Source organism: Citromicrobium bathyomarinum, assembly GCF_021021475.1.
GTDB classification, from domain to species: Bacteria; Pseudomonadota; Alphaproteobacteria; order Sphingomonadales; family Sphingomonadaceae; genus Alteriqipengyuania; species Alteriqipengyuania bathyomarina.
The window spans coordinates 1,031,568-1,043,444 of the sequence record NZ_JAINWL010000001.1 but is presented as its reverse complement, the minus strand read 5'-3'; the positions used below and the strand labels follow the sequence as shown (position 1 = coordinate 1,043,444).

Annotated in this window: 10 protein-coding genes; 4 read left to right on the top strand and 6 right to left on the bottom strand. The window is 64.7% G+C overall.

Annotated elements, in window-relative coordinates:
* Complete coding sequence (ald, locus tag K7H93_RS05310) at positions 1-1,116, bottom strand: alanine dehydrogenase (RefSeq protein ID WP_230782791.1); 1,116 nt, start codon at positions 1,114-1,116, stop codon at positions 1-3.
* 195 nt (positions 1,117-1,311) lie between these two features.
* On the opposite strand from ald, the gene K7H93_RS05305 reads away from it, so the two are divergent.
* Positions 1,312-2,421, top strand: a complete 1,110-nt coding sequence (locus tag K7H93_RS05305; protein ID WP_054523480.1) for a substrate-binding domain-containing protein — start codon at positions 1,312-1,314, stop codon at positions 2,419-2,421.
* Positions 2,422-2,505: 84 nt separating this feature from the next.
* On the opposite strand, the gene K7H93_RS05300 is transcribed toward K7H93_RS05305, so the two are convergent.
* On the bottom strand, positions 2,506-3,171 hold the full coding sequence (locus tag K7H93_RS05300) for a COG4705 family protein (RefSeq protein WP_230782790.1): 666 nt from the start codon (positions 3,169-3,171) through the stop codon (positions 2,506-2,508).
* Here K7H93_RS05300 and K7H93_RS05295 point away from each other — a divergent pair.
* Positions 3,170-3,961 carry a hypothetical protein gene (locus K7H93_RS05295; protein ID WP_230782789.1) on the top strand — a complete coding sequence of 264 codons (792 nt, stop codon included), beginning with the start codon at positions 3,170-3,172 and terminating at the stop codon, positions 3,959-3,961. The two genes, K7H93_RS05300 and K7H93_RS05295, sit on opposite strands and share 2 nt — an antisense overlap.
* Before the next feature lie 24 nt (positions 3,962-3,985).
* Here K7H93_RS05295 and K7H93_RS05290 read toward each other — a convergent pair whose 3' ends face one another.
* Positions 3,986-4,420, bottom strand: coding sequence for a DUF983 domain-containing protein (locus K7H93_RS05290; protein ID WP_230782788.1), 435 nt, complete (start codon positions 4,418-4,420; stop codon positions 3,986-3,988).
* A 366-nt stretch (positions 4,421-4,786) separates the two neighbouring features.
* Here K7H93_RS05290 and K7H93_RS05285 point away from each other — a divergent pair, with 366 nt between their 5' ends.
* Positions 4,787-5,845, top strand: a complete 1,059-nt coding sequence (locus tag K7H93_RS05285) for a hypothetical protein (protein WP_230782787.1) — start codon at positions 4,787-4,789, stop codon at positions 5,843-5,845.
* 333 nt (positions 5,846-6,178) lie between these two features.
* Here the strand turns inward: K7H93_RS05285 and K7H93_RS05280 are convergent, their stop codons facing one another.
* Both K7H93_RS05280 and K7H93_RS05275 read right to left on the bottom strand, forming a co-directional pair.
* The gene (locus K7H93_RS05280) at positions 6,179-8,545 is read right to left on the bottom strand and encodes an FtsK/SpoIIIE family DNA translocase (RefSeq protein ID WP_230782786.1); all 2,367 of its coding nucleotides are present in this window, start codon (positions 8,543-8,545) and stop codon (positions 6,179-6,181) included.
* Between the two features lie 95 nt (positions 8,546-8,640).
* The gene (locus tag K7H93_RS05275; RefSeq protein WP_230782785.1) at positions 8,641-9,183 is read right to left on the bottom strand and encodes a thiamine phosphate synthase; all 543 of its coding nucleotides are present in this window, start codon (positions 9,181-9,183) and stop codon (positions 8,641-8,643) included.
* A gap of 25 nt (positions 9,184-9,208) precedes the next feature.
* Between K7H93_RS05275 and K7H93_RS05270 the strand changes: the two genes are divergently transcribed.
* On the top strand, positions 9,209-9,880 hold the full coding sequence (locus tag K7H93_RS05270; protein ID WP_230782784.1) for a YggS family pyridoxal phosphate-dependent enzyme: 672 nt from the start codon (positions 9,209-9,211) through the stop codon (positions 9,878-9,880).
* A 216-nt stretch (positions 9,881-10,096) separates the two neighbouring features.
* Here the strand turns inward: K7H93_RS05270 and K7H93_RS05265 are convergent, their stop codons facing one another.
* A complete protein-coding gene (locus tag K7H93_RS05265) occupies positions 10,097-11,683 on the bottom strand; it encodes a ComEC/Rec2 family competence protein (RefSeq protein ID WP_230782783.1) in 1,587 nt (528 codons plus the stop codon).
* Positions 11,684-11,877: the final 194 nt, after the last annotated feature.

Here is an 11,877-nt window from a genome sequence, read left to right as displayed (position 1 = left end):
TCAGGCAAGTGCCTTTTCGACCGGAACATATTCGTATCCCAGGTCTTCGGCCACCGCCTTGTAGGTGACCTTGCCGTCCCACACGTTGAGCCCTTCGGCGAGGTGCGGATTGGCGCGCATCGCGGCCTTCCAGCCGTTATCCGCAATCTGCAGCGCGTGGGGCAGGGTCACGTTGTTGAGCGCATAGGTGCTGGTGCGTGCGACCGCGCCGGGCATGTTGGCGACGCAGTAGTGGACGATGCCGTCGACCACATAGGTCGGGTTGTCGTGGGTGGTCGCCTGGCTGGTTTCGAAGCAGCCGCCCTGGTCGATCGCGACATCGACCAGCACCGCGCCCTTCTGCATGTCGCGCAGCATCTCGCGCGTGACGAGCTTGGGTGCCGCCGCGCCGGGGATCAGCACCGCGCCGATCACCAGGTCCGCCTCGCACACTGCCGCGTGCAGGTTGGCGGCGTTGGAGAAGCGCGTCTTGGCGCGGGTTTCGAAATGGGTGCCGACCCGCTCCAGCACTTCGGGATCGCGGTCGAGGATGGTCACGTCCGCGCCGACGCCCGCGGCCATCTGCGCCGCGTTGAAGCCGACCACGCCGCCGCCGATCACCACGACCTTGCCCGGCATCACGCCCGGCACGCCGCCCAGCAGCACGCCGCGTCCGCCATGCGCCTTCTCCAGCGCGGTCGCGCCCGCCTGCACGCTCATGCGCCCTGCCACCTGGCTCATCGGCTTCAAGAGCGGGAGCGAGCGGTTGGGCCCGGTGACCGTTTCGTAGGCGATCGCGGTGACGCCCGAATCGACCAGATCGACCGTCTGCTCGCGGTCGGGCGCAAGGTGCAGGTAGGTGTAGAGGATCTGGCCTTCGCGCAGCTTCTTGCGCTCGACCGCCTGGGGTTCCTTCACCTTCACCACCATCTCGCACTCGGCGAAGATCGGGTCGGGCCCGTCGACGATCCGCGCACCGGCGGCCGTGTACTCCGCGTCGGTCGCGTCGATGCCGAGGCCGGCACCGCTTTCGATCCAAACCTCGTGGCCGTGGCGCGCCAGCTCGCCGGCGCTTTCGGGGGTCAGCCCGACCCGGTATTCGTGGTTCTTGATTTCCTTCGGGCATCCGATGCGCATGGGTGAGAAAAGCCTTTTTTCCGTTACGTCGCGCTCGTTAGGTTGGCGCGCGGTCCACGGCAAGGCAAAGCGGGCACGAGTGCGACGGCGCGAGCAGGAGCGATCACCACCGGTCCGGTCATATGAGTGTCACACTTGCACTCTAGCCGTCCCGGCTTTGCAGGCCTTACCAATTTGAGAGAAAGGCGTTTCCCAATGAAAATCACGCATGTTCTGGCGATGGCGGCGGCTGCCGGCCTGATGCTGACCGGGTGCGACAGCAGCGGCGGCACCCGCGAATCGATCCGCGCGGTCGGCTCGTCCACCGTCTATCCCTTCGCCAAGCTGGTGTCGGAGAGCTTCTCGCGCTCCAATCCCGGCATGCGTTCGCCGCTGATCGAATCGACCGGTAGCGGCGGCGGCATCGCGCTGTTCTGCAAGGGCGTGGGCGCGGATACGCCCGATATGGCCAATGCCTCGCGCCGGATGAAGGTGAGCGAGTTCGAAACCTGCCAGTCGAACGGCGTGAACGATATTACCGAAATCCAGGTCGGGCTGGACGGGATCGCCTTTGCCAGCGCGCAGGGCGGGATCATGATGAACCTGACGCCGGAAATCGTGTACAAGGCGCTCGCCGCCAATCCTTACGGCAAGGAACAGACCAACGAGACCTGGGCCGATGTCGACCCCTCGCTGCCCGCCACCCCGATCCTGGTCTACGGCCCGCCCTCGACCAGCGGCACGCGCGACGCGCTGAAGGAACTGGTCCTGACCGCGGGTTGCGAAACCGACCCGGCGATGGAAGCCCTGAAGGACAGCGACAAGGACGCGTTCGAGCGGACCTGCACCGAAGTCCGCTCCGACGGCAAATATGTCGACCAGGGCGAGCAGGACAATCTGATCGTCCAGAAGATCCAGGGCAACAAGAACGCCGTCGGCATCTTCGGCTATTCCTACCTCGAAGAGAACGAGGGCAAGGTGCAGGGCCTGCCGATGAACGGGGTCGAGCCGACCTACGACAACATCGCCAGCTTCAAGTATCCGGGCGCGCGCCCGCTCTACATCTACGTCAAGCTGGCCCACTTGCAGGCGATTCCCGGGCTGCAGGCCTATCTCGACCAGTGGATGGATATGTGGAACCGTGACGGGCCGCTGGCCAAGATCGGCCTCGTCGCGCTGCCTGCCGGCACGATGGAAGAAATGGCCAGCCGCATCAAACAGCACCCCAAGCTGACCGCCGCCGATCTCGAGAGCGACAGCGTGCTCGAGGCGGAGCGGGCCGAGGCGCAGACCGCCAACGGCACGCAGGGCGAAGCGGCCGAGTAGGGCCCGCCGCCACCCACTGCTAATAAAAAGGCCGCCCGCTCTTCTCGAGCGTGGCGGCCTTTTCGTGTGCCTCGCCGCGACGGGTCAGCTCTCCAGCCGCTCCTGCTGCGTTACCGTTTCGGGCCGCTGCGGCAGCAGCGTCACCAGCAGCACGATTGCTGCGGCGAGCACGGCCGATGCCGCCAGCCTGCTCAGTTCGAGCCCGCCATGCGCCACCGGCTTGTCGAGGAAATCGCCGACCACAGCGCCCAGCGGGCGGGTCAGGATGAAGGCCGACCAGAACAGCAGCGGCTTGGAGATGCGCATGGTGTAGTGCGCCAGTGCCACCAGCGCGAGCGCGCCGCCGAAGATGCCCGCTGCGCCCAGATAGCCCAGCCGCCCGTCCGCGACCCAGTCGCCCAGCGCCGTCCCCAGCGTCTGCGAGAAGGTGATCGTGATCCAGTAGAACAGTTCCGCCTCGCGGGTATGGACCGAGGCCGCCGAAATCCGGCCGAGCGCCGGGCTGCGCTCGCCGCCTCCGCCTTCGTGGCGTTGCAGGGGATCGCCGCGCTCTATTTCCTGGGCGCGCGCTACACGCAGCGGCTTCTGGCCGATGCGTGGCACAGCGAACGGGCGCTGGGCGTGGCGCGGGGCGCGATGGCGCAGCTGATCGACCCGCTGGCGGTGGATGACACACAGGGCTGAGCCTGCAGGGGCTTTCGCACGCGCATATGCAGAAACGAAATCGGTACGCCGCGGTTTTCCCATCATGAAACCCAGCGACACCCGGATAACCGCCAATCCCGCACTGGTCGGGGCCGTGATCGTCGCGGCCCTGCTCCAGATCGTCACGACCTCTCTGCCCGCGCTAGGGATCGGCGACCCGATCGGCTCGCAGTCGAATGCGGTGCGCACGCTGATCACGCCCGCGGGCTGGGCCTTCTCTATCTGGGGGCCGCTGTTTGCCGGTACGATCGCCTTCGCGATCTACCAGGCCCTGCCCGGGCAGCGGACGAACAGGCTTCTGGCGCAGATCCGCCTGCCTGCAGCGGGTGCCTTCCTCGGCAATGCGCTGTGGGCGCTTTACACGCAGTTCTTCGGGCTGGCGGTGTTCTCCGCAGTGATCATCATCCTCACCCTGTCATGCCTCATCGCGATCTACCGCGTGTTCGCCCGGTGGGAGCCGAAGTTCTCGACCGGAGAGCGCTGGCTCGCGGTCCTGCCATTGAGCGCGCTGGCCGCGTGGCTGACCGCCGCGACCATCGTCAACATTGCCGCCACGCTGCTGTTCTACGGCGTCGATGGCGGAGAGGCCGCGCCGCTGATTTCGGCGCTGGTGGTGCTGACCGGCGGGATCATCGCCTGTCTCGCGCTCGTCAGGGGGCGGGGCAATCCGTTCTACGCGGTGGTGTTCCTGTGGGCGCTTTCGGCGATCTACGCCGCGGGCGGACAGCGCTCGGAGCCGGTCGCCATCGCGACGGGTGTCGCGGCGCTGCTGGTGATTGCCGGCGCGGCGATCGGCCTGCGATCGGCCGGCCTCAGGCGCTGGTTCGGCGGCTGAGGGCGCGGGCGGGGCGCGTGCCGCTCAGTCGCGGCGCTCACCGCGCTTCTGCTCGTCCTCGCGCGCGTGCATTTCCGCCCACAGCTTCTCGGTGCCTGCCTCGACCGAACGGTTCACATACTGCGAGGCGACCAGCCAGCCCTTGATCGGGCGCAGCGGCAGCAAGCAGCCGAGGCTTATCAGCGGCACCGCGATGATCAGCAGCAGCCAGATCGGGGGTTCCAGCGCAACCTGCACCCAGACCATCAGGAAGACCAGCGGAAAGGCGACGAAGCACAGCGAGAAGAAGGCAGGGCCATCATCGGGGGAGGCGAAGCGGTAATCCAGCCCACACACATCGCACTTGTCGCTGACCTTGAGCCACGACTTGAACATCTTGCCCTTGCCGCACCGCGGGCACAGCCCCTTCCAGCCGGCCTTGAACACCCATGCGGCATGTTCGTTGACTTCGAATTTCATCTCTCGCCTCCAGGCGTATGCGCGACCATCGCCCTGCCATGCGGCACGCGCTTTTGTGGCCGACCGTGGAGGTTCGGCGGGCAAAGCGCAATTGCGTTGACGTTCATGCGGGTTGCGCGGGGCGCATTGGTGTGACCGTGGGCAGTTATTCTTGACAATCGTTCGGTGGCCCATTGGGTGATTGCCGACTTAGGCTCTGCAAGATAGTTTCGATAAATGATGCGGCCATTGGTGGTGTACCTTGATAGCCAAGACTTCTCCCGGTTCGGAGATGTCCTTAGGGGAAAAGGCGATCAGACATCAGAGGGCCTTTTCCGAGCCTTGGAGGAGCGGAGGAACGCGGAAGGAGTGGTCTTTGCTACCTCCATGCCACTGCTCGCAGAACTTCTACAATATCACCCGGATTTTCGCGAAACCACGCTGCGTAAAGCAGAGGCGGTCGAACGGCTTTGCGGCGGGTGGGCTCTTGCTTACCCCTCTCGGCTGGTCGCTGCTGAGCTTGCTGCATACACGCGTGGTCGCGATCCCTCCGCCCGCGCCGATGAGATCGGAATTCTCTCCGCCGAGCGCTACTGGTTTCCTGACCTATCAGACCAGTTAGTCGGCTTTGGGGAGCGAATCAGGGCCAGAGTTCCGCAAGAGGTGCTCGCGATGGGCTTGACCTCGCGCAAAGCGCGGCGGGGTGTTGCCAGTATGGCGCGAAAGATGAATCCTGCGAAGGTGGCGCGAGAGGCTGCACCGGAGATGGCGGCCACCTACGGTCTGCCCGAAAGCGTCTTCCGCCGCTCTATTGTGGCTTATCTTTCAGGTCGGGCGACGGCGGAAGAGGCTAGTCAGCAGCTGTTCGGAGCGATCGCTGAGCCGACCAAGTTTGTGCAAATCTATTTCGAACACGTAGAGTCTGAGTGCGCTCTTCCGGACTGGATGCGCATTTTTGGGATGCGATTTCAAGAAATTTTCGAGCAAATGAGAGAGCTCATGCTACCTTTTATTGATCTCCCGGAGGCAAAGTCTGCGCTTGAGGGGCTCTTATTGGATTCGGGGCCGAGATTGGCTCGCGCTACAGTCACGTTAGCCTCCTCGTCCCTATCTGAATTCGGACTAAGCGCGGATCAGCTTGAGGACGTGGCGTCCGATCCTGAAGCTGCATCTGCGATACCGGCGGGGCAGGTCGTCGGAACTCTCTTAGCTGCGTATACCCGACAGATTATGGTTGGAGGAGAAGGCGCACCGAAAATAGAGCACAGTTTCGGGGGAGATCTCGTGCACACACTTTACCTTCCGCACGTTGATCTATGGAGGGCCGACCGTCGTTTTGGCTCTCTGGTGCGCGGAGCCCTACCCAAGTGGTCGGAACGCGTTGTGTCCGTTCCGTCCGAACTGGTCGGAAGAATCGATCAGATGCTCCGCGAACGAAGCCGGTAAGCACAAGGGCAGCACCTCAGCGCGGTCTCGATGGTGTCTTCAGATGTGCCGCATGTAGAAGTCAGACGGATCGATAATGATAAGTAAATTTCCGGCAGCATGCGGGTTTAATCTGAGGTGTCAATTTCGAGGTTTTAGATGGGAGGCTTTCCGTGAGTTTGCTACGAGCTCAAAGCACCCCCTGTCCTACACGCGCCGCTCGAGCTATCCTCCTCAGCGCTCTTTCATATCGTCGATCCCCTGCCGGAATCGCGCCTCACCAGGGGCGGGGTTTTTCTCCCCCAGGACAGTGTGTCAGGTGTGTCAGGAACCCTACGGGCGCAATCGCAGGCGTCAGAGCGGGTTGCCATCCTTGTCGCGGTAGACGTCGCGGCGGCCGACGTGGTTGGCGGGGCCGACCAGGCCTTCGCTCTCCATCCGCTCGATCCACTTGGCGGCGGTGTTGTAGCCCACGCCCATCTGGCGCTGGAGCCAGCTGCCGCTCGCCTTCTGGTTCTCGAACACGACCTGGCACGCCTGCCGGTACTTGCGCTCTTCGGGATTGTCGCTCGCGGTCAGTTCGTCCTCGAAGGCGAAGCCGCCGCCGCCATCCATCGGCTCTTCGGTGACCGCGTCGACATAGGCGGGCGAGCCTTGCTGGCGCCAGTGCTCGGCCACGGCCTCCACTTCCTCGTCGCTCACGAACGGGCCGTGGACGCGGGTGAGGTTGCCGATATTGGGTTTGAACAGCATGTCGCCCTTGCCGAGCAGCGTTTCGGCGCCCTGTTCGCCCAGGATCGTGCGGCTGTCGATCCGGCTGGTGACCTTGAAGCTGATCCGGGTGGGCAGGTTGGCCTTGATGACGCCGGTGATGACGTCCACCGAAGGGCGCTGCGTCGCCATGATCAGGTGGATGCCCGCCGCGCGGCTCTTCTGCGTCAGGCGGCGGATCAGGATCTCGATGTCCTTGCCCACCACCGCCATCAGGTCCGCGAGCTCGTCGACGATCACCACGATCAGCGGCAGCTCCTCGTAATCGAGCTCCTTCTCCTCGACGATCTCCTCGCCGGTTTCGGGATCGTAGCCGGTCTGGATGCGCCGTCCCAGCGGTTCGCCCTTGGCCTTTGCGGAGCGCACGCGTTCGTTGAAGCCCGTGAGGTTGCGCGCGCCGACCTCGCTCATCTTGCGATAGCGCTGCTCCATCTCCTCGATGGTCCACTTCAAGGCGCGGATGGTCTTCTCCGGCTCGGTCACGACGGGGGAGAGGAGGTGGGGAATATCCTCGTAGCTCTTCAGCTCCAGGACCTTGGGGTCGACCATGATCAGGCGGCACTCGGCGGGCGTGAAGCGGTAGAGCAGCGAGAGGATGATCGTGTTGAGGCCGACCGATTTACCGCTGCCGGTGGTCCCCGCGACCAGCAGGTGGGGCATCGCGGCAAGGTCTGCGATCACGGGTTCGCCCGCGATGTCCTTGCCCAGGATGATCGGCAGGTCGCCCGGCGCATCGACGAAGTCGGCGCAGGCGGCCAGTTCCTTGAAGCCGACCATCTGGCGTTCGGCATTGGGCAGTTCGATGCCCATCACGGTCTTGCCCGGGATCGTACTGACGCGCGCCGAAATCGCGCTCATGTTGCGGGCGATGTCTTCCGACAGGCCGATCACGCGCGCGGCCTTGGTGCCGGGCGCCGGCTCCAGTTCGTACATGGTGACCACTGGGCCGGTGCGCACGGCGGTGACTTCGCCCTTCACGTTGAAATCGTCGAGCACCGATTCGAGCAGCCGCGCATTGCGCTCCAGCGCCTGCCGGTCGAGCGGGACCACGTTGGCCTCCCCACGGTCGGACAGCAGCTCGAGGCTGGGCAGGTCGAACGCGGCGAACATGTCCTTCTGCCGCGTGATCGCGTGGCCATCGGCCTTGCGCGGGGCGACCTTGGGGTCGACGATCCTGGGCGCGCGGCGGGCTGCGGCAGGCTCGGCAGCAGGCTCCTCCATCGCGGGTTCCTCGACCGGAGCGCGCTTCGCCGTGCGCCGGTCCGGCTTGGGTCTGGCAGGGGCGGGCTCGGCCCGTTCGCGCTGCATCCGGCGCGGCAGGCTGGGCAGGGTCAGCAGCCCGCGCCAGTCGATCGCGAAGACCCGCGCGACCAGCGTCGTCCCGACCGCCAGCAACACCAGCGCGACGGCCAGGATCAGCCAGCCCGCCGCAGGGCCGACCAGCCGCGTTGCGATCCCCTCGGTCAGAGTCGCGCCGAGCAGCCCGGTCAGTCCGCCGGCACCCGCAGGCAGCGCCATCGCTGCATTGGCGAAGGTCAGTGCGGCCACGGTCGACAGCAGCGTCATCGCCAGCAGGAGTGCGGCCGCCGGGCGCCACCAGCGCGTGTGCCGCTCCACCGTCTCGTCGTCGTTCGCCGCACGCCACAGCCCGCGCGCGCCGATATAGAGCAGCGGCAGGGCGAGCACGCTGATCCAGCCAAACAGGAACAGCGCGCGCTCCGCCGCCCATGCTCCGGCGGTGCCCATCCAGTTGCCGATCGGCCCATCGGGCGCAGCGGCGGTGGAGGGGCTGGGGTCGGTCTGGGTGTAGCTGATCAGCGACAGCGCGAGGAACAGCATCGCGCCCAGCAGGATCACCGCGCCGGTCATCTGCAGCGCGCGCTTGACCGAGTGGCGCAGCGCGTCGCGCCAGTCGACCTGTTCGGTCGTAACGAGTGCCTTGCTGGCCATTGCGAAGTCTCCCGAGGGAAGGGCGGGGGGAATACGGGAACGCATCATGAATCCTCGGCTGGTGCCGGGTCAAGGCTTTTGGGCTGCGGAGAGCCTCAGGAAAGCCCGTCGATCGCCGCCCAGCGCGCAACGCCAAGGTCGCGGGCGCGCTCCGCCGTCATCCCGCCCAGCGCGATAACGGGCAGTGAAGTGCGCCGCGCGAGATCGTGGAAGCCCTCCGGACCCAATGCGGGTGCACCGGGATGGCTGCGCGTAGCGAACACGGGGGAGATCATCACCGCGTGCGCATCTGCGGCCCCGGCAGCGGCAAGCTCGACGCCATCATGCGCGGTGGTGATGCGCAGCATATCCGCAGCATCGCCGAGCCTGCCGGGCGGGCCGTAGACACCGTCCGCACCCCACGCACGCGCCTCTGATGCGCTATCCGACAGGATCAGGCGCAGGCCTTTGCTGCGGCAAATGCTGCGCAGCATTTCGAACCGCTCCCGCCGCGCCACGCTGCCCAGATGATAGTGCCGGAAGACGAGCGCAGAACCTTCCGGCAGGCGCGCCAAGGCATCCTCCAGCACGGCGTCGTTGCGGGCATCGGACATCAGCCACAGACGTGGCAGTTCTTCGGGTCGGGGCTGGATCGGCATCGCCCAGCCGCTATAGCGGCCCGCGATGGATAGCGCAGCAGCCCTTACACAAGTCGAAGAGCGGATCGCCCGCGCCTGCACAATCGCCAAGCGCGAGCGGGAAGAGGTGAACCTGATCGCGGTCAGCAAGACCCACCCGGTCGACCGGATCGAACCGGTGCTGGAAGCAGGCCAGCGCCTGTTCGGCGAAAACCGCGTGCAGGAGGCGCAGGACAAGTGGCCCACCCTGCGCGAGCAGTACCCGGATGTGGAACTACACCTGATCGGGCAACTGCAATCGAACAAGGCGGAAGATGCCGCCGCGCTGTTCGACGTCATTCACTCGCTCGACCGGCCCAGCCTGCTCAAGGCGCTGGCCAAGGCGTATGACAAGCTGGGCAGGCGCGTGCTGTGCTTCATCCAGGTCGATGTCGGCGAGGAAGACCAGAAGGGCGGCTGCGCGATTGCCGATCTGCCCGCGCTGATCGATCAGGCGCGCGAGGCGGAGATCCCGCTGCTCGGCCTGATGTGCATTCCGCCCGCGGACAAGGAACCCGCGCCCTTTTTCGCGCTGCTGGGCGAACTGGCCAAGCGCCACGAACCCAAGCCGGGTGCTTGGGGCCTGAGCATGGGGATGAGCTCAGACTACGAGACCGCGATCATGCTCGGCGCGACGCATATCCGTGTGGGGTCCGCGCTGTTTGGTGAGCGGGGGTGACTCGGCGGGGCAGCTCTTGGGGTCGCATGCTGACAGGCAGCTTCCCGTTCGGGAACGGCAGAAAGCTGCCACTTGGCGCGTGTCACAAATCGCCGACTTTGACACCATCAGATAACTGGTTCTAGCCTGATATGCGCGATCATGTCGGACTGCGGGGCGGAACATTTAACATCACGTACTCTACCGGGTCGATGGCGGGCTCAGGCCCAATACACGTCAGAGGAACCTGTAATTTCCTTCAACGGCCCACCCGTGGCAATAATCAACCTGTTTCGGATTATAACCGGAGAAATCCTTGAGTACGTCCCAGTCCGGGTGACCGTGCTTGCTGGCCGGATCTGAGCAGAACACGCTCACCTGCGGATCGAGCTTGGCAGCGATCCCCTTATGCCAGTTCTTGGCTGAGCCATGATGCATGACTTGAAAGATGCCGCCCCTGCTGAGGCGCTGGGCTCCGTAGAAAGTCTCGAAGCTCGCCCACTGCGCGGGTGTTTTAAGGTAGCCGTCCCCGGTGAGGAACTGACCAAAGCGATTATGTTCCCAATATCGATAAGGAGAAACCGCGATCGGTTTGAGGCGATGACGAGGAATCTGGTCAACGATGTCGAGCAGAGCAACGCGTCCGATTGGCCCCGAGTAGAGGAACAGTGTGATTACGTTACGCTCGAACGGAGTGACCTTGGCCCCCTTCTTGAAGGTTACATCGTATAAAGCCAGCAAGGTATCGAGCGCGGTCTTGCGAGCTGCGGCGGGCGTTGAGCGACGCAACTGGTCAGCAAGCGGCTGCGCCTTGGCGCGGAACGCGGCGTCGGCGCTCTTGGCGAAGATGGCGTCGTTATAGGGAAGGAACTCCCAAGCCCGTCCGACGGTGATTGTGCCACCGCGGACCAAGACGGATACTTTCGGATCGGAAAGGCCGCCATCCGCGCCCGCGGCGTCGTCTGGTTCGCCCTTGGCGGGCTCGGCCTTGATCTCGATTTCGGGCTCACCCTCGGGCGCGCGTCCCTCAGGCGGAGATTCATCCGGTCCGAGCAGCGGCGGTAGCGCTGGTCCGTCACCACTCGCCGGAACAAGGACGATGCGCTCGATCCTGCCCTCCGCGCGCTCAAGAAGAAAGGCTGTCGGTTCGGCGAGGAAGTCGAGCAGGTCGTCCCCGACAGCCGCGCCCTCAATGAGCGCAATCTCAAGCCGGTGCCAAGGGGTGAGGTAGGGCAGCAGCAGGGTGCCAATGGTGAAGGTTCCGACGAGATCGAGAATGCCGCTCAGATGATCCTCATCGAAGTGCGACAGGGTCACTAGATCGAGATGGGGCGGGTCACCGGCTTGTTCGGAGGCGAGCCGCGCGATTTCGCGGTGCACATGTTCGCCGCGCTTGACGCCGCGTCGGCCGAGGTCAGTGCCGCAGTCATAGACCCAGCGGAAGGGCTGCTGATGGGGGCGCGAGAAGCGTCCAGAGCAGAACAGGCCCTGCCCGACCGGGTGGTAGAAGTAGGCGAACGAATAGACATCGGGGTCCGCTCGGCGGTTGGATGCCACTGCAACCAGAGATAGGAGGCATTCGTCGACAAGGCCGTCCTTTGCTCGCTGAAGAAAGAAATCGCAGGCGGCTTCGGACGCTGGCGGGTAGGCGATGTCGCTGCTGTAGCTCACACCGCGAGCGATCTGGGAGACGAGGTTGTGACTGACGGTGCGCGACGGGTGCGAGAAGTGCGCAATCACAGCCTGCTGGGTGAGGTTACCTCGGCGTGTAAGCCCCTTAATGAGGCCGATCTCTTCGATTGTCAGCGGGTTTGAAGCAGTCATCGGTGGAGTGTAGCAGCTGCCACGGTTGATGTCTCTTTCTCCCAAGCAATACTCCTGACAGGGCACACTATTGTCTGCTCCCGTTGCTGCAGGACAAACCTAAACTCAAGCTCGCTACCTCACCGCCAGACGCCCTGCCGCGCAGCGGCCTTCTGCCATGGGTCTTTGTGTTACAATTTAACGGTTCTGACACT